16 protein-coding genes are annotated in these 25,542 nt (G+C 74.7%); 6 read left to right on the forward strand and 10 right to left on the reverse strand.

The window, feature by feature from the left end; translation table 11 throughout:
- Positions 1-3: 3 nt before the first annotated feature.
- Together ACF08N_RS31620 and ACF08N_RS31625 are read right to left on the reverse strand one after the other, a co-directional pair.
- Complete coding sequence (locus tag ACF08N_RS31620) at positions 4-459, reverse strand: roadblock/LC7 domain-containing protein (protein WP_392328147.1); 456 nt, start codon at positions 457-459, stop codon at positions 4-6.
- The gene (locus ACF08N_RS31625; protein WP_392328148.1) at positions 456-3,362 is read right to left on the reverse strand and encodes a nitrate- and nitrite sensing domain-containing protein; all 2,907 of its coding nucleotides are present in this window, start codon (positions 3,360-3,362) and stop codon (positions 456-458) included. The genes ACF08N_RS31620 and ACF08N_RS31625 overlap by 4 nt, the downstream gene beginning before the upstream one ends.
- A gap of 502 nt (positions 3,363-3,864) precedes the next feature.
- Between ACF08N_RS31625 and ACF08N_RS31630 the strand changes: the two genes are divergently transcribed.
- A complete protein-coding gene (locus ACF08N_RS31630) occupies positions 3,865-4,329 on the forward strand; it encodes a hypothetical protein (RefSeq protein WP_392328149.1) in 465 nt (154 codons plus the stop codon).
- A gap of 146 nt (positions 4,330-4,475) precedes the next feature.
- Here ACF08N_RS31630 and ACF08N_RS31635 read toward each other — a convergent pair whose 3' ends face one another.
- The 4 genes from ACF08N_RS31635 to ACF08N_RS31650 form a co-directional block, all read right to left on the reverse strand.
- Complete coding sequence (locus ACF08N_RS31635; RefSeq protein ID WP_392328150.1) at positions 4,476-9,674, reverse strand: hypothetical protein; 5,199 nt, start codon at positions 9,672-9,674, stop codon at positions 4,476-4,478.
- Between the two features lie 107 nt (positions 9,675-9,781).
- A complete protein-coding gene (locus ACF08N_RS31640; RefSeq protein WP_392328151.1) occupies positions 9,782-10,714 on the reverse strand; it encodes a hypothetical protein in 933 nt (310 codons plus the stop codon).
- A 352-nt stretch (positions 10,715-11,066) separates the two neighbouring features.
- Positions 11,067-12,593 (reverse strand): hypothetical protein, encoded by a 1,527-nt coding sequence (locus ACF08N_RS31645; RefSeq protein WP_392328152.1) that lies wholly within the window; start codon positions 12,591-12,593, stop codon positions 11,067-11,069.
- A 129-nt stretch (positions 12,594-12,722) separates the two neighbouring features.
- On the reverse strand, positions 12,723-13,433 hold the full coding sequence (locus ACF08N_RS31650) for a GntR family transcriptional regulator (protein ID WP_392328153.1): 711 nt from the start codon (positions 13,431-13,433) through the stop codon (positions 12,723-12,725).
- A 228-nt stretch (positions 13,434-13,661) separates the two neighbouring features.
- Between ACF08N_RS31650 and ACF08N_RS31655 the strand changes: the two genes are divergently transcribed.
- From ACF08N_RS31655 to ACF08N_RS31675, 5 genes are all read left to right on the forward strand, one after another.
- On the forward strand, positions 13,662-14,939 hold the full coding sequence (locus ACF08N_RS31655) for an MFS transporter (RefSeq protein ID WP_392328154.1): 1,278 nt from the start codon (positions 13,662-13,664) through the stop codon (positions 14,937-14,939).
- Between the two features lie 89 nt (positions 14,940-15,028).
- Positions 15,029-15,775, forward strand: coding sequence for a putative hydro-lyase (locus tag ACF08N_RS31660; protein ID WP_392328223.1), 747 nt, complete (start codon positions 15,029-15,031; stop codon positions 15,773-15,775).
- Between the two features lie 17 nt (positions 15,776-15,792).
- Positions 15,793-16,557, forward strand: coding sequence for a LamB/YcsF family protein (locus ACF08N_RS31665; RefSeq protein WP_392328155.1), 765 nt, complete (start codon positions 15,793-15,795; stop codon positions 16,555-16,557).
- Positions 16,554-17,198 carry a 5-oxoprolinase subunit PxpB gene (gene pxpB / locus ACF08N_RS31670; protein ID WP_392328156.1) on the forward strand — a complete coding sequence of 215 codons (645 nt, stop codon included), beginning with the start codon at positions 16,554-16,556 and terminating at the stop codon, positions 17,196-17,198. The genes ACF08N_RS31665 and pxpB overlap by 4 nt, the downstream gene beginning before the upstream one ends.
- Complete coding sequence (locus ACF08N_RS31675) at positions 17,195-18,061, forward strand: biotin-dependent carboxyltransferase family protein (RefSeq protein WP_392328157.1); 867 nt, start codon at positions 17,195-17,197, stop codon at positions 18,059-18,061. Before pxpB ends, ACF08N_RS31675 begins: the two co-directional genes overlap by 4 nt.
- 363 nt (positions 18,062-18,424) lie before the next feature.
- On the opposite strand, the gene ACF08N_RS31680 is transcribed toward ACF08N_RS31675, so the two are convergent.
- From ACF08N_RS31680 to ACF08N_RS31695, 4 genes are all read right to left on the reverse strand, one after another.
- A complete protein-coding gene (locus ACF08N_RS31680) occupies positions 18,425-22,075 on the reverse strand; it encodes a hydantoinase B/oxoprolinase family protein (protein ID WP_392328158.1) in 3,651 nt (1,216 codons plus the stop codon).
- A complete protein-coding gene (locus tag ACF08N_RS31685; protein ID WP_392328224.1) occupies positions 22,072-22,998 on the reverse strand; it encodes an SGNH/GDSL hydrolase family protein in 927 nt (308 codons plus the stop codon). Before ACF08N_RS31685 ends, ACF08N_RS31680 begins: the two co-directional genes overlap by 4 nt.
- 203 nt (positions 22,999-23,201) lie before the next feature.
- The gene (locus tag ACF08N_RS31690) at positions 23,202-24,362 is read right to left on the reverse strand and encodes a glycosyltransferase (protein ID WP_392328159.1); all 1,161 of its coding nucleotides are present in this window, start codon (positions 24,360-24,362) and stop codon (positions 23,202-23,204) included.
- On the reverse strand, positions 24,359-25,483 hold the full coding sequence (locus tag ACF08N_RS31695; protein ID WP_392328160.1) for a glycosyltransferase family 4 protein: 1,125 nt from the start codon (positions 25,481-25,483) through the stop codon (positions 24,359-24,361). The genes ACF08N_RS31690 and ACF08N_RS31695 overlap by 4 nt, the downstream gene beginning before the upstream one ends.
- Between the last annotated feature and the right edge of the window lie 59 nt (positions 25,484-25,542).

Here is a 25,542-nt window from a genome sequence, read left to right on the forward strand (position 1 = left end):
CTCTCACCCCCCGGCGGCCTGACCGGTCCGCGGCGCGGTGGCGAGGTGGACACCCACCCGCTTGACCATCAGCGTCATCTCGTAGGCGACCTGGCCCACGTCGGAGTCGGCGTCGGCGAGCACGGCAAGGCAGCTGCCGTCGCCCGCCGCGGTGACGAAGAGGAACGCCTCGTCGAGCTCCACCACCGTCTGCCGGACCTGGCCGACGTCGAAGTGGCGGCCGACGCCCTTGGCGAGGCTGTGGAAACCCGAGGCCACGGCGGCCAGGTGCTCGCTGTCCTCGCGGGTCAGGTCCTTGGAGGTGCCGGTGGCGAGGCCGTCGCTGGAGAGCACGAGCGCTTTGCTGATGCTGGCGACGCGGTCGACCAGCTCGTCGAGGAGCCAGTTGAGCTCGCCGGAGCTCCCGGCGGCGAACGGTGCGCCGGTGGCGCTGGATGCTGCGGCGTGCGGTGCGGTCATCGACCGTCCCCCTCCGATGTCGTTCCTGGTGCGTCCGGGCCCCGGCCGGTGGCCTGGTCCGTGCCGCGTTCGGCCGCGGCTTCCTCGGCGTTGCGGCGGCGGCCGCGCTGCCAGCCGCGCTGCATGGACGCCATGCGGTTGCGGACTTCCTCCGCGTCCCGCTCGTACTCCCGCCCCGCGGCGGGAGCCGTCGGCGGCTGCGCGGCCGACGCGGCCGCGTCCCTCAACTGCGGGGCCAGGCTCGCCTGCCGGACCCGCCGCGGCAGTCCGTCGAGCAGTGGTGCGGCGGGCGGCTCCTGGTGGCCTGGGGCCGGGTCGCGAGGCACGTCCGGCGGGTACGGCAGGTCCGGGGCCGGGGACACGGGGTCACGTCCCTGGCCGGGCCGGTCGCGGCGGTCCGGAACGAGCGGGATCGGCGGGGAGGGTGCACTGGCGCCGCCGGGAAGCGGCGAGGGCCGGCCGAAGGGCGCCGGGACGTCGCCGCCGCGCCCCGCGTCGGAGGCGGCGCGGTGCCGACCGGCGTCGGAGGCGGCATGGTGTCCGGCGTCCGGAGCGGGATGGTGCCGTCCGGCGGCGCCGCGCTCGTCGACGCGGCGGCCGTGGTCGGCCACCAGCGTCGGGGGCCGCCTGCGCTGGGGCAGCGGCACCGGTCCGGCCGGCGGCTCCTGTCCCGGTACGAATCCCTGCCGGTGCTGGTCCCTGCCGGCACCTTCGCGGCGGTTGTGGGAACGGGGGCGGAAGATGCCGCCGCGCTCGCTCTCGGTGTCCTCCAGGTCGGCGAGAGCGGCGTCGACGATGCCCGCGCGGCCTGCGGTGCCGGGCCGGTCGCCGGCGCGGTCGTCCGGCCCCAGGGCGCCGACGGGCGCCTCCAGTTCCACGGGCCCGTCGAGCAGGGCGGAGCCGTTGAGCCCGGAGGGGACCTTCGACAGGGCGAGCCTGCCGTGGTCGCGCCGTCCGGCCGCGCTCTCGGACTTGCGGTCGAGCCGGAACCCCGTCCCCTGTGTCTCCGGCGCCTCGGTGAGCAGCGCGGCGGGGATGAACACGACGGCCGTGGTGCCGCCGTACGGCGACTGCTGGAGCGAGACCCGCACGTTCTGGCGCTGGGCGAGGCGGCTGACGACGAACAGGCCGAGCCGGTCGGTGTCGGACAGCTCGAACTCGGGCGTCTCTGCGAGGCGGAGGTTCGCGTCGAGGAGCGCGTCGGGCGCCATGCCGAGACCGCGGTCGTGGATCTCCAGGGTGAATCCGTTGGCCACGCGCTCGCCGTGGACCTGCACACCCGTGTGCGGGGGCGAGAACACCGTGGCGTTCTCCAGCAGTTCGGCGATCAGGTGGGTCAGGTCGGCGACCGCGGGACCGCCGACGCCGATGCGCGGCAGCCGTCGCACCTCGATGCGCTCGTAGTCCTCGACCTCGGCGACCGCCGCCCGGACGACGTCCATCAGCTGGATGGGCTTGCGCCACTGGCGGGAGGGCGCCGCGCCGGAAAGGATCACCAGGCCTTCGGCGTGGCGGCGCATACGGGTGGTCAGGTGGTCGAGGCGGAAGAGGTCGGCGAGCTCCTCGGTGTCCTCCGTGCGCCGCTCCATCGCGTCGAGGAGGGTGAGCTGCCGGTGCAGCAGGACCTGGTTGCGGCGGGCGAGGTTGACGAAGACCTCGGAGACGCCGCGCCGCATGTCGGCCTGGCGCACGGCGGCCTCGACGGCGGCGCGCTGGAGGGTGTTGAGCGCCTGCCCCGCCTGCCCGATCTCGTCCTTGTCGTACTCCAGGCGCGGGGCCTCGGTCTCGACGTCGACGTGCTCCCCGGCGGCGAGGCGGCGCATCACGCTGGGCAGGCGCACGCCGGAGACCTCGTGGGCCTCCTTGCGCAGCCGGGTCAGGTCGCGGACCAGGCCGCGGCCGATACGGACCGAGACGATCACGGAGACGAGGACGGCGAAGAAGCCGAGCACCCCGGCGACTCCGGCCCGTACGAAGACGCTGTACGCGGCGGGTTCGATGCGGTCCTCGTGGCGGTCGCCGGCCTCCTTGCTCTCGCGGGCGAGGTCGTCGAGGACGGGGGTCGCGGCCTCTTCCCAGCGGTCGACCTCGGCGGCGGCGAGCCGGTCCACCGGGCCCTCGGTGATGAGGCGTTCCTCGGCCTCGCGCAGCGGCACGGTCTCGGGGCTGCGCCAGTACTCCTCGTGGATCTCGCGGTCCTTGGCGGGCAGGCTCGCCCGGTTGAGCTCGTAGTACAGGTTGCGCTGGGCCACGAGGTCGGTGAGGGTGCGTATCTCCTCGCCGGTGACCTTGCGGGTGGTGAGCGTGGAGGCGACCAGGGCGTCCTCGCGGGCGAGCATCTCGCGGGCACGGAGCAGCCCGACCAGGCCGGTCCCCTGCCGTTCGAGCTCGGCGTCGTTGAGGCCGTGCAGGGTCAGCAGGAAGTTGTAGGACGGGTCGACGAGCCGGTTGAAGAACTCGAGGGCCTGGACCCGGGTGATCGTGTTGCCGTCCACGGACCGGCGCAGCGCGCCGAGGCCGTCGAGCGCGTCGAGGAGCGAGGTGAGCTGCTGTGCGGCCGAGGGCGTCATGTCGTCGCGCACGGACTGTGCCCGGGCCTTGTCGCGGAGCGCGGCGATGACGGCGTCCGTCTCGTCGCGCCGGGTGCGCAGGGCCGGCTGCGCGTCGGAGGCGCGGCGGTCGGCCAGGTAGACGAGGGTCTGGCGGCGTTCCCTCTGGAGGACGTCGACGGTGTTCTCGACAGGGGGTCCGACCTCTTCGGCGACGGAGCTGGCGTCCAGGAGCTGGGCGGCGTCCCGGCCCGTCAGGGCGGTGGCGAACACCCACAGCGCCGTGAGGGACAGCAACGGCACGAGCAGCAGCGCCACGATCTTCCGGCGGATGGACTTCCCGCGAAAGCGCATGGCCTCCCCCTGCTCAACCCGGCCCGGCTCGGCGGGTGTTCCGTCAACAAACGGCGTGAGCCTACTACTGTCACACAGACAACTCGAAGGCACGTCCGGACGATTTTCGGCCGACGGAAGTGATCCGGGTAGCGGGATGTCCTGGTGTTCGTGGAGATGGCATTCCTCTCTGTGCCGCCGGGCAGCGACGACACGTCCTCTTTTCGGACCGGGGCAGTTGGCCGGAAATATGCGGCGCAGGGGTACGCGGTGGCGTGCGGGCGGGAATCTTCACGGCCTCCCGCTCGTCCATACGTACGGGGAGCCGCGCGGGTTCAGTGTCGTTCGGGCGCCGACTCGTCGGCGGGGCACCGCATTCCACGGGATGGGGGCAGATGTCCGGGTTGGGAATGCGCGAGCCGGTGCAGCCGGTGCAGCCGGTGCAGCCGGTGCAGCCGGAGTAGAACGACGGATTCCGGGCAGCCACCCTGATATTGGACAGAGGTGGGGAGTGACAGGATCCATGGACACGCACGAGCGCCGGGAACGGACACCGGTCTCCGCGTCCGAGGCGGCGTCGGGGCACGATGACGCCTATGCGCCGCGGCCGCTCTGGATCGAGGAGCCGAAGGCCAGGCGACGCATGGCGGACCCGGTGCGCACGGCCGCGGTCCGGGCGGTGATCATCACGTCGCTGACGATGATTCAGGCGATGGCGGCGTTCCTCCTCTCGGTGACGGGGTCCTGGCTGGCGTTCCCGATGGTGCTCAGCAGCGTGGCGAGCACCGTGGTCGCGACCTGGGCGGTGCTGGACGTGTGGGTGACGCGGCAGGTGTGGAACCAGCGGCATGGCGTGGTGTCCACGCCGAGCAGCACTGCGCGGCACCTGCGCCGCGAGCGCCGCCGGGCGCGCCGGACGGCACGCGCGTCCGCACGCGAGACGTCCCGGATACGGAGGCCCGGCGCGGGCGGGCTGTCGCGAGCGTGACGCGGGGGCATGGCCGGGGGGCGGGGTGTCGGGGATGGCCCTCGCTAACTGGCCGCCCCGTGCCGGCTACGCGTCCCGGGTCGGCGCTGTCCGGCCGGGTGCCGGGCTAAGCGTCCCGGGTCGGCGCTGTCCGGCCGGGTGCCGGGCTAAGCGTCCCGGGTCGGCGCTGTCCGGTCGCCCGAAGGGGACGGCTCGGGCGTCGGCTGCTCCGGGACCGGGGCCCGCTTGAACATGCGCGTGGCTGTGATCTCGCCGTGCACCGTCTCCCCCGTGGGATCGACCTGGGGAAGCCCGGGACGCAGGTGCTCCTCGACGCTGATGTACTTCAGGCCGGCCCGCAGGTCCGCGTCGTTCCGGAGCCGGATCACCAGGGGGAACTCGGCGAGCGCCGTCGTGTCGAACAGGCCCGTCGTATACAGCAGCTGCACACCGAGGGCGTCCGAGACCGCGCGCTGGAGTTCCAGCAGGTACGTCGCGTTGGCCCGGCCGATCGGGTTGTCGAGGAACAGGGTGCCCGCGTGCCGGTGCTTGTCGCGGCCGCGGTCGTTGCTGCGCAGGGCTGCCATCGTGCAGTACAGCGCGATCGCCGCCGTCAGCAGCTGGCCGCCGGAGAACACGTCGCCCATCTGCCCCACCGGCACCCGCTCCGCCCGGAGCACGGCGTCCGGTTTGAGGATCTCCACCGCGACGCCCTTGGGCTCCAGGGCCGCCTGGACGCCCCGCAGCAGCAGGGACATGCCGTCCCGGCGCCCCTCCCCGTAGGCCGCCGACGCGTTCTTCTTCACCGCGGCACGCGTCGCCTCGTCGACGACCTCGCCGAGCCGCTCCGCGAGCGTGGCCTGGTCCGGTTCGTCGAAACGGATCCGCAGGAACTCCTGTCCGGACCACTCCCCGAGCCCCTCCGGCAGCCGGGACAGCCGCTGGGCCGAGCGCAGCGTCGCCAGTGCCGATTCCACCAGACCGCGCAGCCGGTCCACGATGGTGTCCCGGTTGCGCTCCAGCTGCGCGAGTTCGTCGCTGAGCACCCGCAGCCGGGGCGCGAACGCCTCCGCCCACTTCGCGGCGTGCTCGGGCAGCGCGGCCGCGGGCAGTTCGCGGATCTGCTGGCGGGCAGGGGTGCGGACCTGCTCGTACCGCGTCGCGTTGGCATGCCGTACGAGGACGTCGCTCGCCTCACGGACGGCCGACTCGGCGGCCGACAGGTCGGTCGCGCAACCGCGGAGCGAACGGCGGGCCTCGGCCGCGGAGTGGCGGGCCTCCTCCAGCGTGCCCGGATAAGGCTCCGGGGCCTGGGCCGTCTCGTCGTCCTGCTGGTGGTCGCGGAGCAGGTCGCGGAGGAGCGCGGCCGTCTCGTCGAAGCCTCCGGCGGCGTCCTCGGCGGCGCGGTGGGCCCGGAGCAGTGCCGCGTGCGTGATGCGGGCGGTTTCCAGCGCCTCGGTGCGCGCGGCCAGTTCGCCGTCGGCCGTGCGCAGCAGTGCCTTGGCGTGCTCGGCGTCTGCGGGGACGAGGTCGTCGGGGAGTTCGGTGTGCGAGGCGCCGTCGGCCGGGGCGAGCCGTTCGGCCTCGCCACGGAGCCGGCCGAGCTTCTCGCTCGCCTCGGACGCCCGTGACTCCAGCATCTGCACGAGCGCTTCGGCGCGGGCGGCGGCTGCCTGGCGGGAGGGGCCGTCGGCGCCGTCCGTGCCTTCGAGCAGCTGGGCCGCGCGGGTGCGGACCTTGTTGGTGAGCCGGTCGAGCTCGGCGAGCGCGGCGCTCTCGTCGCTCTCGGCGCGGGCCTGTTCGGCTCGGAGGTCGGCACCGACGCCGACCTTCTCGTAGAGCTGGGAGGCCGCGCGGTAGGCCTCGCGGAGCGCGGGCAGGGAGGCGCGCGGGGCGTCGCCGTCGGTCTCGGGGAGGTTCTCGGGGGCTCCGGCGATCTCGGCACGTTCGGCGCGGAGGGCGCGGGCGGTGCGGCGGGCGTCGTCACCGGCGCGCTGCGCGGCGCGGCGGTCCTCGTCGGCGGCCTTGGCCCGCTCCAGGCAGGCGGCGGCGCGGGCCTCGGACTCGGCGGCCTCGTCGGCCAGTTCGCGCAGCTTCGCCTGCCAGCCCGCGCGTTCGCGCAGCCGGAACGCGAGGCCGGCGAGCGCGTCCGCGGCGCGGCGGGCGCGTTGGGCGGCGTCCTGCCGCTCGTCCCGCACGCGCGCGGCGTCGGCGGCCGCCTCGTCCGCCTCGGCCCGTGCGGTACGGGCCTCGGCAAGGGCCTCCTGCGCCTCCGCGGCGGCGGCGCGGGCGGTGCGCGCGCCGTCGGCGAGCTCGGCGAGCATGCCCTGCGGGCAGTCCTCGCGCCAGGCGGCGAGCCGGGCCGCGAGGGAGCGGTCGCCCGCGAGGCGGGCGGCCAGCGCGCGGATCTCCTCGTCCCGGGCGGTCGCCCTGGCCCGCAGCGCGTGCCGCTCCTCGTCGGCGGCGGCCTCGTCGTGCATGGCGGGGTTCGGCGGGACGAGGAAGACGTCCTGCTCGCTGCCGGTGCCCGCGGCGGGCACGGGCGCGAGCAGCGCGGCGGCGGTGCCGACGGCGACGGCCGAGCGCGGCAGCAGTGCCGCGCCGGTGAGCGCCTCCCGGGCCCGGGCGTGCGAGGCGGGGTCGGTGATCACGACACCGTCGACGAGCTCGGGCCGGGCGGCGAGGACGGCGGCGTGGTCGGCGGGGTCGACGGACTGGGCGAGGTAGCGCCAGCCGGGCAGTGCGGGGATGCCGTGCTCGCCGAGGTACTCGACGGTGGCGAGCACGTCGGGTGCGGGCGGCAGCAGCCCGCCGTCACCGAGGGCGCCGAGGATGCAGGCGTCGTCGGCGGCGGCGGTGCGCAGGTCGAAGAGCTGTCGCTCGGCGGAGGCGACGGACTGCTCCAGCAACTCGCGGAGCTCGTCCGCGAATCCGTCGAGCTCGCCGGCACTGAGGGCACCGTCGCCGTCCCGTCGCGATGCGGCGCCGTCGCGCGGGGCGCCCGCGGGAGCCGAGCGTCGCGACGCGGCACCGTCCTCGGCCGAGGCCCTGGTGTCCGGGTGCGCGAAGGGGGTCGCGTCGCGCTGGGCGTGGCCGCCGGACACGGCGCCGTCATGCCCGGACGGGACGTCGCCCTGCGCGTGCCCGCCGGACCCATCGGTGCCCGCTGCGCCCGCTCCGGCGCCGGGGCCGGCCTGGTCCGACGCGCCGTCACCTCGGGCGCGGCCGGCATCGCCGTACGCCGCGGCGCCCGCTGCGCCTGCGGGCCAGGCGCCGTCTTGCCTGGTCTCGACGTCGCCCCGGCCGTGCCCGCCGGACCCATCGGCGCCTGCCGCGGCCGGCGCCCCGGAGCCGGTCCGGTCCGACGCGGTGTCAGGGTGAGCGGACTCGGCCGGGACGGCTGCGCCGGTGCCGCCGGCAGCCACGTCGTCGTGCGCGGCGTCGCCGGGGCGTGGCCCGCGGGCCGTGGACGCCACGCCCGGGGCGCGGGGTGCCGGGACCGCCGGGCCAGGCAGCCCGGGGGTGGGCAGGCCCAGCAGGTCCGCCAGCCGGCCGTCCTCCGCGATCGACTCGGCCGCGCGGCGCTCCGCCTCGTACGCGTTCTCCGCGGCCTGCGCCGCGTCCGCCGCGCGCGCGGCGGTGAGCTCGGCGCGCGACTCGGCCGCGGCCGCCTCCTTGGCGCGCTCGGCCGTGACACGGGCTGCCTCACGGGCGGTGTCCCACGCGGCGACCGCCGTCTTCTCCGCGTCGCTCGCGGCGAGCGCGGCCCTGGCCGGGTCGGCATCGGGTGCGGTGTCGTCGAGCCAGCCGGCCCGTACGGCCTCCGCCGTCTCCTGCTCGACCTCGGCGAGGCGCTGGCGCAGGTGGCCGATCTCGCTGCGGGCGCGCTGGGCCTCCGTCGCGGCGACCGTGGCGTCGCGGTGGGCCGCCTCGCCGGTCTCCTGGAGGGCGCGGGAGCGCTCCTCCTCCTCGTTGGCGACCCGTTCGCCGTCCTCGGCCGCCGTGTGCAGGGCGCGTACGAGATCGCCGGCGGCCTTGGCCCGTGCGGCCAGGGCGGGGGCCGCGTCCCGCTCGGCCTCGCGGATCGCCGCCGCCACGCGGGCGGAGCGGTCACCGGCGGCGCGGTGGCGCAGTACGGCTTCGGCGGCCTGCCAGGCCGAGTGCAGCGTGCGTGCGTCGATGAGCTCACGGCGCTGGGCCGCGGCGCTCTTCTCGGCGACGGTCAGGGCCAGGGAGGCGTGCCGGTAGGCCAGTTCGGCGGCGATCAGGGCACTGCGGCCGCGGGCCTGCTCGGCCTCGGTGACCGTGTGCGCGGCGGCCGTGACCTGCTGGGCGAGGTCGGCGGCACGGGCCCGTTCCTCCGTGGCGCGGGCGGAGAGGCGGCGCGCCAGGGTGCGGGTACGGCGCTCGGCGTCGGCGTGGACGTCCCGTGCCCGCGTACGCGCCTCGGCGGCCTCGACGATGCGGCCGAGGAGGTCGACCGAGCCCGCTGTGAAGTCCCGCTCCGCGGTGAGCTCGGCGCGCCGGCCGAGCTTGTTGCCGAAGCCGCTGACGAGGTCGGCGAGACCGTCGGTGTCGCGGGTGTCGGTGACGGCTCGCAGCAGCAGGTCGGTGAAGTCGGAGTCCTTCTTGACGGCGAAGAGGCCCGCTGCCTCGCCCTCGTCGGCGTTCATCTCCCGCTGGTAGCGGAACAGTTCGGGGTCGAGACCGAGATCGCCGAGGTGTTCGTTCCAGCGGTCGTGGATCTCCTCCCAGTACACGTCGAGGTGCGGGTACGCCTTGCCCGCCTCGGTGACGGCGTCGCGGAAGCCCTTCATGGTCCGGCGGCGGCCCCGGGCTCCGGATGCTCCTTCGACGGGTGGTCGCACGGCCGTGGACTCGGCGACCGGGAGGGAGTCGAGGCTGAGTCCGGGGCCGGGCCGGAACGAGTACCAGGCCTCGGCGAACTTCCGCGGGTCGTTGGACACCTGGCGGCCGCGCCACTCGCTGACCTTGCCGACCACGACGAGCTCACCGGTCTGCGTGTGCTGCCACTCCAGGGCGACGTGTCCGCAGTCGTCGGCCAGCAGGAACTTGCGCAGCACACCGGAGCTGGCGCCGCCCAGGGTGTTGCGGTGGCCGGGCAGCATGACGGAGAAGATCAGCTTGAGCAGGACGGACTTGCCGCCGCCGTTCTCCAGGAAGAGCACGCCGGCGGGCGCCGGGCGGCGCGGCGGGCCGACCGGCTCCTCCTCGAAGAACTCCGCCTGGGCGGGGGCGGGGTGGGGCACCGGCTCGCCGACTCCGCGCAGGTCGAGCACGGTGTCGGCGTAGCGCGCACCGGCAGGGCCGATGGAGTAGAGGCGGACCCGGGACAACTCGTACATGGCGGCGGACTCTCAGTCTTCTTCTGGCTTCGTCGAGCGGTTGCGCGTGGGGTGCGGTGCCGCGTGGAGGGCGGCCGCGCGGGGGCGGTGGCGCCGGGCGGGGACGGTCACGCGTGGAACGGCAGGCCGGCGTCGGCCGCGAGCTCCAGATCGTCGCCGTCGGGCGGCGCGACGAGGGTCGCGGTGCCGTCGCTGACGGGGACGACGCCCAGCTCCAGCAGTTCGGCCATGGCGGCGCTGCCCGCCATGTCGCGCACCTGGAGCTGGTAGCGGGCGGTGGTGCGGTACGCGCCTCCCGCGTCGTCGCCGGTCCGCTGGAGGAAGCCGGAGTCGGTGAGGAAGGCGACCGCCTTGCCGACGATGCCGGTGGTGGATCCGGCGAGGCGGCGGGCGTCCTTGGTGGCGCCGGTCGCGCTGCGGCGCGCGTAGACCCGCCAGGCCGCCTCCAGTCCGGGGGCGTCGCTGGCCGGGTCGCTGTTCTCGCCGTGTTCCGCGGCGCGCTCTTCCAGCCTCCGGCAGGCCTGCCGGACGAAGGCGTCGACGCCGTTGACGGTGATCCGGCCGATGTAACCGTCGTCCGCGAGGTCCTCGGGGCGCGGGAAGGCCATGGCGGCGACGGCGAGGTGGGCCAGGCCGTGCAGGAAACGATCGGCGGAGTCGGCCGCGGCGCGGCGCGCGTAGTCGCCCATGCGGACGGCGAAGACGGAGTCCTCGGCAGCGGTGACCGCCATGCCCGCGCGGGGTGAGACCTCGAGCACGACGAGGCCGAGGCCCGTTGCGACGGCGTCGGCGAGCCGCGCGAACGGGGTGTCCTCGCGGTAGCGGCGGAGCAGTTCGGCGTATTCGGCGTCGCGGGCGGGGAGCAGCTTGGGCTGGAGACCGAAGGAGACGAGACGCGCGGCATCCGCGGCGTCGGCCGGAGTGACGGCGCCGGCGCCGCGGGCGGGGCCCGTGGCCCCGGAGGCGGGGCCGGTCGGGTGGCCGAGCGGCGCGTCGGCCTCACGCCACGGCGTGGCGTGGTCTGCGTGCGGCTCGGTCACGGGCGGTGCTCCTCTGTGCGGTGGTGGTGCGGGTGGGCACGGGTGGCGCCTCCGGCGGGACGTGCCCCACGCCGCCCCTGGCCGCGGCCGGGGGCTGTGCCCCCGGGCTCTTGCTCTGCACCCTGCGGGCGCGCGGGGACCGCCGGCGCCTCGATCGACGGCTGGGCTCGGTCTGCCTGCGGCAGACCGAGCCGGTCCGGGCCCGGCGCCCACGGTCGCCGGGCCGTGGACGCACACCGCCGAAGGCGGTACGGGATCCGGGGCGAAGCCCCGAAGTCCGCGCCCGCCGGGGCGCAGGGCCACGAGGCCCGGCGCAGAATCCCGGTCGGGGAAGGGGCGGGGTGGAGAGGCTTCACGTCCCCTCCGCGCGGTCCGCGGCCATGCCCGCCGCGTCCAGCAGCGCCGTGCCCACGATCAGGTCGGCGCCGCCGAATTCGGGGTCGTCCAGCTCCGTGCCGTCGTCGACGGCGAAGAGCAGGCGCTGCTCGCCCTGGCGGTACGCCGTGCCGACCGGCGGGCTCGCCGCGTGGACGGCCAGCAGGGCGACGAGATAGGGCAGTTCGGGATCGGTACGGCGGGCGTCGGCGAGCAGTCCGGAGAGCCGACGGGGTGCGTCGTGCTCCAGGTCGAGCAGCTCCATGGCGCTCGCCAGTTGCTCTTCGCTGAAGCGGCTGTCGTCGGGAGTGGCGATGAGGTCGGGCTCCGGCATCTCCGCGCCGAGGTGCTCGCGCTCCGGCGGCGGGGTGAGCAGGAGATCGACCAGGTCGCCGACGCGGACGGAGGCGGGCGTGCGCAGTCCGGTGCCGCGCGCGAAGAAGGCGTCGGTGACGCGGGTCGCCGAGGCGACGGGCAGGGGCAGCAGGGGTGCCACCAGCTGACCGTACAGGTCGAGTCCGGTCCGGGCGGTGGGGCGGGCGAAGGCCTGGCGGTCCTGCTCGGCACGGAAGAGCGGTCCGGCTTCGAGGAGCCGGGACTGCAGCTGGGTGTGGCGGCGGATGCAGTCCTTGACGATGTCGACGAGCTCGGCGGCCCGCCGCTTGTGCTCCGGGTCCTCGGCCTCGTCGCGTGCCTTGCGGATGTTGGTCAGGATGGCGTTCTCGTGGCGGTAGCGGTCGGCGACGTGGTCGAGTGCCTCCGCGATCATGTCGGGGACGGCGTTGAGCCAGTCGACCGCGCGCACGTTGCGCCGGGTGGCGTCCAGGGTCCGGCGCAGGGTCTCCGAGTACTGCACGGTGCGGTACCGCGCCTGCTCGGCGGCGAGCTGCGCGTCGGCGAGGCGGCCCCGGCTGATGAGGACCTCCAGCTTCACCTCGGCCGCGATCTGCGCGCTGGTGACGTCGGTGTCGAGGGCGCCGACGAGGACGTTGACCGCTTCGTCGGTCGTGCGCAGGTAGACGCTGCCGCCGTATCCGGGGACTTCCTCGATGAGCTTGAAGTCGTAGTCGCGGCGGGTGTAGACGCCGTCGGTGCCGAAGGTGCCGTACACCGCGCGGAATCCGCGGTCCACGCTGCCGACATTGATCAGGTTCTCCAGGACCCAGCGGGCGACGCGCTCGTGCTCGGCCTGCGGGCGGTCCGGTGCCTGGGCGGCGACACGCGGGAGGAGTCTGGCCACTATCTGGTCGTGGTCGGCCCCGGTGTCGAAGTCCATGTTCAGCGTGACGAGGTCGATCGCGGCGAGGGCGACCTCGGCCATCGCGTAGACCGTGTACTCCCCAGCCAGGTTGGCCTTCCGGGCGTCGAGGTCGTGCAGCGGAGCGGTGCACGCGAGCGCGCGGAGGCGCCGCGCCAGCCCTTCGTCGGCGGCCGGGCCCTGCGCGGGCCGCGGCCCCGCGCTGAGCTGGGGCGGAACGAATTCCGTCGGGGCAGGCGAAGTCACGGTGCACAGATTAGGTCCTCGCACTGACAACGGAGAAAACGGCGCAGAAGCGACCGCTCCGTGACCCCGCCCCCCCGTCGCTGCTCCACGCCGCCTGCGTCGCCGCGCCGCTCCCGCATCGGGGGGCGGCTACACCCCCTCGGCGTCGGCGACGTGTCCCGCGTAAGCCTCGACGAGGCGGGTGCGCGAGTCGTCGAGGTAGTCGGCCAGCAGCCGTTCGGCCCTGGTGCGTTCACCGGCGCGCAGGGCCTCCAGGATCTCCCGGTTGCGCACGAGATAGGGCTGGTGGAGGCCGCGGGGGTCGTCCACGACGTGGAAGGCGAGGCGGAGCTCGGCGAGGACGCTGCGCATCAGCTCGTCGGTGCGCGCACTGCCCGCCAGGGCGACCAGTTCGCGGTGGAAGTGGATGTTGGCGGTCGAGACGCCCTTCCAGTCGTGTGCGCGCGCCGAGCGTTCGCCGCCGCTGACGGCCGCGTCGAGTTCGGCGAGGTCGTACGGCGGCTCGCCCAGGCCCTGCACGACGGCGCACTCGACGAGCTGCCGGGTGCGGTAGATGTCCTCGACGTCCTGGACGGCGAGCATGCGCACGAAGACGCCGCGGTTGAGCTCGTGGACGAGCAGCCGTTCATGGGTGAGCAGCCGGAACGCCTCGCGCAGGGTGTTGCGGGAGACGCCGAGCGCCTTGCCGATGGCGTCCTCGGACAGCCGGTCGCCGGGCGGGAAGTAGCCCTCGGCGATGCGGGTGCGCAGGATGTCCGCGACCCGCTCGGCCGTGCTCGTGCGCCCCAGCAGGGGGCGGTCGTCCGCCAGTCCGCCGGCCCCGGGCTCCGTCGTCCCCACAACGCCCTCTCTCCCTCGCCGGACGGCTCACACCGGCGCACGGAGTCCATCGTAGAAGCTCGAACGACTCAACGCGCCCCTTGTCGGATCGTTCAACAATCCTCTACGTTGGCGTCACCGCTCGACCCGTACATGCGCTCCGCCCCCGTTCCCTCGGGACTCGCCACGACCTCCGGCGGCACTCAGTCAGCACGCCCCACGGCACTCCCTCCCCTCAGCGAGGTGCAGATGAGTACGACCCAGGCCCAGCCCAAGCACGGCGAACTGCCGGAGCAGTCCGGCCCGTTCGCATGGCTCCGCTCCCTCGGCCCGCAGGGCCGGCGCGCCTTCGGCGGCGCCTTCGGGGGTTACGCGCTCGACTCCTACGACTACTTCACGCTGCCGCTGAGCATGGTGGCGATCTCGGCCTACTTCAGCCTCGACAACGGGCAGACGGGGCTGCTCACCACGGTCACGCTGGTCGTCTCGGCGATCGGCGGCGCGCTCGCCGGGATCCTCGCCGACCGCATCGGCCGGGTGAAGGCACTGATGATCACGGTGATCACCTATGCCGTTTTCACCGTTCTGTGCGGCTTCGCTCCGAACTACGAGACGCTGCTGGTCTTCCGCGCCCTCCAGGGCCTCGGCTTCGGCGGCGAGTGGGCCGTCGGCGCGATCCTGGTCGCCGAGTACGCGACGGCCAAGCACCGCGGGCGCACACTCGGCGCGGTGCAGAGCGCGTGGGCGGCCGGCTGGGCGCTCGCCGTCCTCGTCTACACGCTGGTGTTCCAGTTCCTCGACGCCGACACCGCCTGGCGCGTGATGTTCTGGACAGGCGCGCTGCCTGCCCTGCTCGTCGTGTACGTACGGCGCAATGTCAGTGACGCGCCCGAGGCGGCGGAGCTGCGCCGTACGAGCACCGAACGCGGCTCGTTCTCCGCCATCTTCAAGAAGGACCTGCTGCGCACCACCCTGTTCGCCACCCTGCTGTCCACCGGCGTCCAGGGCGGCTACTACACGCTCGCGACGTGGGTGCCGACATACCTCAAGACGGAGCGCGGGCTCACCGTCGTGGGCACGGGCGGCTATCTCACCTTCCTGATATCCGGCGCCTTCGTCGGCTATCTCACCGGCGGGTATCTGACCGACCGTATCGGCCGCAAGAACAACATCACGCTGTTCGCGGCGCTCTCGGCGGCCGGGGTCGTGGCCTACACCAACATCCCGTCGGGGGCCAACGGCCTGCTGCTCGTGCTCGGTTTCCCGCTCGGCTTCTGCATGTCGGCGATCTTCAGCGGCTTCGGCTCGTACCTGAGCGAGCTGTACCCGACCGCCGTGCGCGGGACCGGCCAGGGCTTCACCTACAACAGCGGCCGGGCTGTGGGCGCCTTCCTGCCCACCGTCGTCGGATTCCTGTCCGACAGCTGGGGCGTCGGCGGCGCCCTGGTCCTCGGTGCCGCCGGCTACGGACTCGCGGTGCTGGCCCTGGTGGGCCTGCCGGAGACACGTGGAAAGGAGCTGGTGTGAGCGCGACGGCGGTCAGCGGCGCGACGAGCGCCGTGCAGGCGGTACCGGGGATCGCCGATGCCCGCTCGTGGACGGCGGAAGAGGCCCGTATGCGGTTCCGTTCCGGCGCCTCGTGGCCCACCGGGGGCATCGCGGCCGGCCACACCCAGGTCAACATGGTGTCCGTCCCGGCCGACTGGGCGTACGACATGCTGCTGTTCTGTCAGCGCAACCCCAAGCCCTGCCCGGTGCTGGACGTCACCGATGCCGGTTCCTGGACGACGCCGCTCGCCACCGGCGCCGACCTGCGCACCGATCTGCCGCGCTACCGGGTCTGGGAGGACGGCGACCTCGTCGACGAGCCCACCGACGTGACCGACCGCTGGCGCGGCGACCTGGTGACGTTCCTCCTCGGCTGCAGCTTCACCTTCGAGTGGTCCCTGCTGGCGGCGGGTGTGCCCCTGCGCCATGTCGAGCAGGGCCGCAATGTGCCGATGTATGTGACGGACCGTATGTGCCGGCCGGCGGGGCGGCTGCACGGGCCGATGGTGGTGTCGATGCGGCCTGTTCCGGCCGAGCACCTTCCGGCCGCGATCACGCGCAGTGCCATGATGCCTGCGGTGCACGGCGGTCCGGTGCACATCGGCGACCCGGCGGGGCTCGGGATCCGTGATCTCGGCCGCCCCGACTTCGGCGAAGCGGTGGTGCCGGAGCCGGGTGACGTTCCGGTGTTCTGGGCGTGCGGAGTGACGCCGCAGGCCGCCCTGACCGCCTCGCGTCCGCCGTTCGCCCTCACCCACGCGCCGGGCCGGATGCTCGTCACGGACGTCCGTGACGAACAGTACCGAGTGGCCTGACCGGACAGGAGAATCACATGACCTGGGCGTCCATCGACCTCAACGCGGACCTCGGCGAGGGCTTCGGCCGCTGGCAGCTGACCGACGACGAGCAGTTGCTCTCCGTCGTCACCAGCGCCAACGTCGCCTGCGGCTTCCACGCGGGCGACGCGCCCACCATGCGCCGGGTCTGCGAGTCGGCCGCCGCGCGGGGCGTACGGATCGGCGCCCAGGTCTCGTACCGCGATCTCGCCGGCTTCGGACGGCGTTCCATGGACGTGCCGCGCGACGAGCTGGCCGCCGAGATCGCGTACCAGATAGGAGCGTTGGAGGTGTTCGCCCGCGCGGCGGGGTCCCGCGTGTCGTACGTCAAGCCGCACGGCGCCCTGTACAACCGCGTGGTGCACGACGAGGAGCAGGCCGCCGCCGTCGTCGAGGGCGTGCTGCTGGCGGGCGAGCGACTGCCGGTCCTCGGGCTGCCCGGGTCCACACTGCACACGATGGCGGAGAAGGCCCAACTGCCGACCGCCACCGAGGCGTTCGCAGACCGCGCCTACACGGCCGAGGGCACCCTGGTGCCGCGCGGGCAGGACGGAGCGGTGATCACGGACACGGCGGCCGTCGTGGAGCGGTCCGTGAGCATGGCCCGGTTCGGTGTGATCACCGCGCGGTGCGGCAGCACGGTCGGGGTGCGCGCACGTTCGCTGTGCCTGCACGGGGACACCCCGGGTGCTGTGGCACTGGCCCGCGAGGTCCGGCAGCAGTTGGAGACGGCGGGCGTGCGCGTGGAGGCGTTCGTATGAGCGGCGCTGCCCCGGTGCGGGATCTGCGAGCCCTGCCCGTCGGCGACCGCGCGCTCCTGGTCGAGCTTCCCGGCGGCAGGGAGGCCGAGGCCCTCCACGCGGAGCTGCTGCGTCGGCGCGCCGCGGGCACGCTGCCGCCGGTGCGGGAGATCGTCCCCGCCGCGCGGACCGTGCTGCTGGACGGCGTGGACGACCCGCGGGCCCTCGCCCGCGAGCTCGCGGGTTGGGCGATACCGGAGCTCGACCCGCGCGCGGAGCGCTCGGTCGAGATCCCGGTGCGCTACGACGGCCCGGACCTGCCGGATGTCGCCGCCCTCTGGGGTGTGTCCGTGGAGGAGGCCGTGCGGATCCATGCGTCGGCCGACTTCCGTGTCGCCTTCTGCGGTTTCGCGCCGGGCTTCGGCTACCTGACGGGCCTGCCGCAGCGGTACGACGTGCCCCGCAGGGCCACTCCGCGCACCACGGTCCCGGCCGGGTCGCTGGCCCTCGCCGGCGCGTACTCGGGCGTGTACCCCCGCTCGTCACCGGGAGGCTGGCAGCTGATCGGCTCCACGGACGCCGTGCTGTGGGACCCGGCGCGCGAGCCCGCGGCGGTGCTCTCCCCCGGGACACGGGTGCGTTTCGTGCCGGAGGGCCGATGACCGACCGTGCCCTGGCAGTCCTACGGGCAGGGGCGCTGACCACGGTGCAGGACGGTGGCCGGCCCGGGCACGCCCATCTCGGGGTGCCGCGTTCGGGAGCACTGGACGCCCCGGCGGCACGGCTGGTGAACCGTCTCGTGGGCAACGGCGACGGCGCGGCTGTTCTGGAGACGACGCTCACCGGGTGTGCCTTGCGCCCGCGGTGCGCCGTCGTGACCGCGGTGGGCGGTGCGCCGTGCGCGGTCACCCTCGACGGCCGCCCGGTGGCCTGGGGGACGCCGGTGCGGGTGCCGGCCGGCGCGGCGCTGGACGTCGGCCCCGCCACGCGGGGCGTGCGGAGCTATGTCGCCTTCGCGGGAGGCATCGCCGTCGATCCGGTGCTCGGCAGCCGCTCGACCGATCTGCTCTCCGGCCTGGGGCCGGTGCCGCTCACGGACGGTGCCGTCCTCCCCCTGGGCGAGCCCACCGGCCCCCAGGGCCGGATCGACGGCACGCTGCCCTGGCCCGCTCCCCCGGACGAGCTGGTGCTGCGGACCCGGCTCGGGCCGCGCGACGACTGGTTCACGCGGCAGGCTCTCAGGACGCTGACCGGGCCCGGATACCGGGTGTCGTCGGCGAGCAACCGCATCGGGCTGCGGACGGAAGGTCCTCCCCTGGAGCGTGCCGTCACCGGTGAACTGCCCAGCGAGGGCATGGTGCTGGGCGCGGTGCAGGTTCCTCCGGACGGCCGGCCCGTGGTCTTCCTCGCCGACCATCCCACGACCGGCGGCTACCCGGTGGTGGGCGTCGTCGACGGCCGGGACCTCGCGGCGGCGGCACAGGCGACGCCGGGCACGCCGGTGCGGTTCACGCTGGTGCGGTGACGCCGCGAGCCCCCCAGGCTCGGCCGACCTGGCGCAGTGACCCCGAGGGCCCATCGGGCTCGGCCGACTGCTCCGGTGACTCCGAGAGCCCGTCTTCGGGCTCGGCCGGCCTGGCGCGGTGCCCCCGAGAGCCCGTCGCCGGACTGGCGCGGCAACAGCCGGTCGGCCTGCTCCGGTGACTCCGATTGCCCGCCGGGCTGGCCGGGTCTGGTGACCCCGAGGGCCGTCGGGGTCGACCGGCCTGCTCCGGTGACTCCGGGAGCCCGTCTTCGCGCCCGGCGCGGCCGCAGCGGTCGAGAGCGGTTCGGCGGCCCGCCGGCCTGGCGCGGCAGCAGCCGGCCGGCGGCCCCGCCGGACGCGTGCTCACTGGTCGGGCCGGCCGTAGCCCCCGCCCCCCGGTGTCCTCACGATCAGCACGTCGCCCGGACCGACGTCCACGGAGTCGACGCCGGCCAGCCGTTCCAGGCTCCCGTCGGCGCGTACGACCTGGTTCTCGCCGAGCGCGCCGGGGCCGCCGCCGGCCATCCCGTACGGCGCGATCCGCCGGTGTCCGGTCAGCAGCGCAACGGTCATCGGCTCCAGGAACCGGATTCGCCGGACGACTCCGCGGCCGCCGTGCCACCGTCCGCGCCCGCCGCTGCCCTCTCGTACGGCGAAGGAGTCCACCCGCACCGGGTAGCGCCATTCCAGCACCTCGGGGTCGGTCAGCCGCGAGTTGGTCATATGGGTCTGCACGGCGTCGGCGCCGTCGAAGCCGTCGCCCGCGCCCGAGCCGCTCGCCACCGTCTCGTAGTACTGCACGCGGTCGTTGCCGAACGTCACGTTGTTCATCGTGCCCGAGCCCTCTGCCTGGACGCCGAGCGCCGCGTACAGCGCGCCCGTGACGGCCTGCGAGGTCTCCACGTTGCCGGCGACCGTGGCCGCCGGGTAGGAGGGCGCGAGCATCGAGCCTTCCGGCACTCGCACCTCGAGCGGCTCCAGGCAGCCGCTGTTGAGGGGGATGTCCTCGCCGACCAGGGTCCTGAAGACGTAGAGGACGGCGGCCATGACAACCGAGGTGGGCGCGTTGAAGTTGCCGGGCTGCTGCGCCGAGGTGCCGGTGAAGTCGATGACGGCGCCGCGCCGTTCGCGGTCCACCCGGACCGCGACCTGGATGACCGCGCCGCCGTCGGTCTCGTAGCGGTACTCGCCGTCGCCGAGGCCGGCCACGATACGGCGTACGGACTCCTCCGCGTTGTCCCTGACGTGCCGCATATAGGCCTGGACGACGTCGGTCCCGAACTGGTCGGTCATCCGGCGCAGTTCGGCGATGCCCTTCTCGTTGGCCGCGATCTGGGCGCGCAGGTCGGCGAGGTTGGTGTCCGGGGCGCGGGACGGGTGACGGGCTCCGGTGAGGAGGTCGCGGGTCTCGGCCTCGCGCAGCCGTCCGTTCCGTACGAGCAGCCAGTTGTCGAACAGCACCCCCTCCTCGTCGACGGTCCGGCTGAACGCGGGCATGGAGCCCGGGGTGATGCCACCGATCTCGGCGTGGTGTCCGCGGGAGGCGACCAGGAAACGCAGGTCGTCGTCCTCGAACACCGGTGTCACGACGGTGACATCGGGCAGATGGGTGCCGCCGTGGTAGGGGTCGTTGATCGCGTAGACGTCACCGGGCCGCATGGTGCCCGCGTTGCGGCGCAGCACCTCCTTGATCGACTCGCCCATCGATCCGAGGTGCACGGGGATGTGCGGTGCGTTGGCGACCAGGTTGCCGTCCGCGTCGAAGAGGGCGCAGGAGAAGTCGAGGCGTTCCTTGATGTTGACGGAGTGGGCGGTGTTCTCCAGGCGTACGCCCATCTGCTCGGCGATCGCCATGAAGAGGTTGTTGAACACCTCCAGGAGCACGGGGTCCACGTCCGTGCCGACCGCGACCCGGCCGGGTCTCGGGCGCACGCGGGTCAGCAGCAGGTGGCCCGCGTCGCCCGCGGCGGCCTGCCAGCCGGGGTCGACGACGGTCGTCGCGTCGGCCTCGGCGACGATGGCGGGGCCGGGGACCTCGTGCCCGGGCCGCAGGTCGCCGCGCCGGTACAGCGGGACGGTCACCCGCTCCCCCTCGACGAACACGGCGACGCGCGCCCGCGGTGCGGGCCCCCCTCGCCCGTCGGTCTCCTCAACGAGCGCTTGCCCGCCGGTCCCGTCACCGAGCCCTTGCCCGTCGGTGTCCTCGACGAGCGCCTCCTTGTGGTCGCCGGCCGTGCCCACGGCCTCGACGGAGACCGCCTCCACGACGAGCGGCTTGTCCATCGTGAAGGCGTAGCGGGTGCGGTGGAGGGACTCGAAGGCCGCCTGCATGGCCTCGGCGGTGTCGAGGGCGACGGGCAGGCTCGCGTCGGTTCCGGCGTAGCGCAGCAGCACACGCGCGTGGGTGGTGATCGCCTCGTCGGTGACCGCGTCCGCGCGCAGTTCGGCCCGGGTGCGGTCGGCGAGTTCGTCGCACAGGGTGCGGACGCGTTCGACGGCGTTCTCGTCGAGCGCGGCCTCCACGGACTGCTCGCGCATGGCCGTGGCGTCGGCGAGCCCGATCCCGTACGCCGACAGCACACCGGCGAGCGGCGGGACGATGACGGTGTCGACGCCCAGCGCGTCGGCGACGGCGCAGGCGTGCTGGCCGCCCGCACCGCCGAAGGAGGTCAGCGCGTAGCGGGTGACGTCGTGCCCGCGCTGGACGGAGATCTTCTTGACGGCGTTCGCCATGTTGAGGACGGCGATCTCCAGGAAGCCGGCGGCGACCTGCTCGGGGCTGCGCGGTGTGCCGCTCGCGCGTGTGATCTCCTGGGCGAGCGCGGTGAAGCGTTCGCGCACGATGCCGGCGTCCAGGGGCTGGTCGCCGTGCGGTCCGAAGACGGCGGGGAAGTGCTCGGGCTGGATGCGGCCGAGCATCACGTTGGCGTCCGTGACGGTCAGCGGACCGCCGCGCCGGTAGCAGGCAGGACCGGGGACGGCGCCCGCCGAGTCGGGGCCGACGCGGTAGCGGCGCCCGTCGAAGTGGAGCACGGATCCGCCGCCCGCGGCCACGGTGTGGATGCTCATCATCGGTGCGCGCATCCGGACGCCGGCGACCTGGGTGCCGAGCTCCCGCTCGAACTCGCCCGCGTAGTGGGACACGTCGGTGGACGTGCCGCCCATGTCGAAGCCGATGACCCGCCCGTACCCGGCCTGCTCCGACGTCCGGGCCATGCCGACGACGCCGCCCGCCGGGCCGGACAGCACGGCGTCCTTGCCGCGGAAGTGGGTGGCCTCGCGCAGGCCGCCGTTGGACTGCATGAACATCAGGCGGATGCCGGCGAGTTCGGCGGCCACCTCGTCGACGTAGCGCCGCAGGATCGGGGAGAGGTAGGCGTCGACGACGGTGGTGTCGCCGCGGGGCACGAGCTTGATGAGCGGGCTGACCTCGTGCGAGCAGCTGACCTGGTCGAAGCCGAGGTCGCGGGCGGCGCGGGCGATGCGCCGCTCGTGGTCGGGGTGGCGGTAGCCGTGCATGAGGACGACGGCGGCGCTGGTCAGGCCGTCCGCGCGGGCGGCGGCCAACTGCTCGGTGACCCGGTCGAGTTCGAGCGGTCTGACCACGGTGCCCTGGGCGTCGATGCGCTCGGGGACCTCGACGACCCGGTCGTACACCGCCTCCGGCAGCAGGATGCGCCGGTCGAAGAGCCGGGGCCGGTTCTGGTACGCGATGCGCAGGGCGTCCCGGAAGCCTTCGGTGATGACGAGCACGGTCGGTTCGCCGCGTCGCTCCAGCAGAGCGTTCGTGGCAACGGTGGTGCCCATCCTGACGGCGGCGACGCGGTCGGCCGGGACGGGCTCGTCGTCGGGCGTGCCGAGCAGCAGGCGGATCCCGGCGACGGCGGCGTCACGGTACCGCTCGGGGTTGTGCGAGAGCAGTTTGCGGGTCACGAGCCGTCCGTCGGGGCGTTTGCCCACGACGTCGGTGAAGGTGCCGCCACGGTCGATCCAGAACTCCCAGCGCCCGCTCATTCCCCCATTCTTGCCCCGGCGGGGCGGAACGGGGCCTCCGGCGACACGGCGGCGAGCGCGGCGGACAGGGCGTGTTCGGCGGAGCGGTCGAGGCGGGCACTGGTGCCGCGGGCCCAGTGCTGCATCTCGTCGCCGGCGAGCCGCAGGAGCTGCGGGATCAGGTCGGTGCACCGGCGCGCCACCCAGCCGGTGCCCGCCGTGGCGAGCCACAGCAGCGCCTCGGCCCGGGTGGGCCGCGGCCGGTCGGGCTCGGTCGTGGGCGGCGGGCCGTGGACGAGTCCGCGGGCGGCGAGCAGGTCGTGGAAGGACCGGGCGAGCATGCGGTGGCCGCGCTCGCCCGGGTGCAGCCGGTCGGCGCTCCACATGGACCGGTCGGCGACCCAGGCGGGGTCGGCGGCGTGCAGGTGGACGGCGCCGTAGCGGTCGGAGAGGGCGTGGACGACGGCGTTGACGGCCCGCTGCCGCCGGGCGAGCGGCCGGGCCAGGGGCGCGGGCAGCGCGAACATCGCGCCGGGATCGGGCAGACAGGCGGTGAGCAGTACGGTGCCGTGGGCGGAGAGCGCGCCGCACACCTCGTCGAGGTGGCGGGTGAGGGCGCCGATGTCGAAGGTGCGCCGGAGGGTGTCGTTGACGCCGACGACGACGGACGCGAGGTCCGGGCCGAATTCGAGGGCGCGCGGCGCCTGGTGCTCGGCGACGTCGCGGCTGAGGGCGCCGCTGACGGCGAGGTTACGGAAGACGGCGGGCTGCTCGTCGCTTCCGACGCCGTCGGCGAGCAGCGCGGCCCACCCCCGCCAGCCGCCGTCGACGGGGTCGCCGACGCCCTGGGTGAGCGAGTCCCCGAGCGCGGCGAACCGTACGGGCCGGGTGGCGACCGACCCCGCTCTCTTCGCTGCGTGGGGCGGTGTGGCCGTCTCGCCCAGGAGCACCGCCCCCGCGCGGCCGCCCCGCGGCGCGGGTACGGCGTGCTGCGCCGCCGCAATACGGGTCGTCGGCGAGATGCGCTCACGCGCCGGGCAGGCCGCCCGGGCCGCGGCCGCAGGCGGCTTGGAGGGCCCGGGCTCCGCGTGCGCCGCCGCGGTCGCGGGCGCGGCGGGCTCGAGTATGCCGTCGAGGTCCGCGGTCGTCATGGCTGGACTCCAGGTTCCGTCGCCCCGCTCCGTACCGGCAGGGCGTCGTGCGCGGCCAGGAACGCCGTCACCGAGCTGTTCCAGTCGAAGAGTTCGGCCCGCGCGCGGGCCGCCTCGCGGCGGGTGGTCTCCGGGCGGCCGAGGACCTGCACGACCGCGTCCGCGAAGTCCGCGCCGGTGTCCGCCGCGGCGACGCCCGCGTCGCCGATCACCTCCGGCAGCGCCGACGACGCGCTCGCCACGACGGGCGTGCCGCAGGCCAGGGCCTCCAGCGCGGACAGCCCGAACGTTTCCGCCGGGCCGGGCGCGAGGCAGACGTCCGCCGCGGCCTGGAGGTCGGCGACGGCCTCCCGGTCGGCGACGTGGCCGAGGAACCGGACCGGCAGGCGCTCGGCCTCCGCCCTGCGCACGAGTGAGGCCCTGAGCGGCCCGTCCCCGGCGACGACCAGTGCCGCCTGGACGCCCCGCGCCCGCAGTTCCGCCAGCGCGTCCAGTGCGGTGCCGGGCCGCTTCTCCACCGAGAGGCGCGAGCAGAGCAGCAGCAGGACACGCGCGCCGTCGGCGTGCCGGGCGCGCAGCACCGTGCTGCGCCGCCCCGGCCGGCACCGCTGGAGGTCGACGCCGAGCGGCGCCCGTACGACGTTCTGCGCGCCGATGCGGATGAACTCGCGCTCCGCCCACTCCGTCGTGCACACGATCGTCGAATAGGCCCAGGCGGTACGCCGGTTCAGCCGGTCAGCCGTCCGCGCGGCGAACGCGTCCGGCAGGCCCCAGGTGCGCAGCACACCGTCGGCGGTCTCGTGCGAGACCATGACCGACCGGACGCGGTGCCGGCGTGCCCATTCGCCGGTCCAGCGCAGCGTGGTGCGGTCGGAGACCTCCAGGCGGTCGGGTGCGAGGTCCTCCAGGAGGCGGCGCAGCCGGCCTCGCCCGGCGAGGACCCGGTAGCCGCCGGTGCCGATGAGCTCGGGGCCGGGCAGGGTGATGACGCGGCCCTGGGGTGTGTCCCGGTCGCTCTCCAGATCGCCGGGGACGACCAGCACGGGCTCGTGCCCGGCGGCGAGGTAGCCCCGCCCGAGCTGGTCGAGCGCCGTGCGCAGCCCTCCGGACGACGGCGTGACGAAGTTCGCGAGCCGTACGATGCGCAGTCCGCTCATGCCGCCACCGCCGTGCGCGTGCCGAGGACGTCGGCGTAGTGGTCGAGCAGCATGTCTCCGACCGCGGCCCAGGTGCGGCCCTCGACGGCGGTGCGCCCGGCGCGGGCGAAGGAGTGGCGCAGCACGGGGTCGTCGGCCAGGGCCTGGACCGCGTCGCGCACCGCGTCGCTGCTGTGGGGAGCCACAAGCAGTCCGGTCCGTCTGTGGTCGACGAGGTCGAGCGGACCGCCCGCGGCGGGCGCGACGACGGGGACGCCGCTCGCCATGGCCTCCTGCACGGTCTGGCAGAAGGTCTCGTACGGGCCGGTGTGGGCGAACACGTCGAGGGAGGCGAAGATCCGCGCGAGGTCGTCCCCGGTGCGGCGGCCGAGGAACACCGCGCCCGGCAGTGCGCCGCGCAGCGAGGTCTCGCTCGGTCCGTCGCCGACGACGACCACGCGTATGCCCGGCAGGGCGGAGGCGCCGGCGAGGAGTTCGACGTGCTTCTCGGGCGCGAGGCGGCCGACGTAGCCGACGATCAGCTCTCCGCCGGGCGCGAGTTCGCGCCGGAGGTCCTCGTCGCGCAGCTCGGGCCGGAAGCGGGCCGTGTCCACACCGCGCGGCCACAGCCGCACGCGTTCGACGCCGTGCTCCTCCAGATCGCGCCGGGCCGCGGTGGACGGCGCGAGGGTGCGGTCGGCTGCTCCGTGGACCGCCTTGATGCGCCGCCAGGCCGTCCCCTCGCCCGCTCCGACGTAGGTACGGGCGTAGCCGGCCAGGTCCGTCTGGTAGACGGCGACGGCCGGCAGGCCGAGCCGGGCCGCCGCGGCCATCCCGCGCACGCCGAGCACGAAGGGACTCGCGAGATGGACGATGTCGGCGCGGTGGGCGGTGATCGTCGCCGCCACTCTGCGGCTGGGGAGCGCGACCCGCACCTGCGGGTAGCCGGGCAGCGGCAGGGAGGGCACCCGCACGACGGGGCACGGCGCGTGGGGGTCGGCGCTGTCGGCCCCGGCCGCGGCCGGGGCGATGACAAGCGGTTCGTGACCGCGGGCGGCGAGGTGCCGGGCGGTCTGCAGGGCGCAGTGCGCCACACCATTGACGTCGGGCGGGAAGGATTCGGTGACGATGACGACACGCATACCCGTGTTGTCGTCGGGCCCGGGGTGGCTGCGCCAACGTGGATCTTTCCGGCCGGGGA

This window comes from Streptomyces sp. NPDC015127 (assembly GCF_043080095.1).
GTDB lineage: Bacteria > Actinomycetota > Actinomycetes > Streptomycetales > Streptomycetaceae > Streptomyces.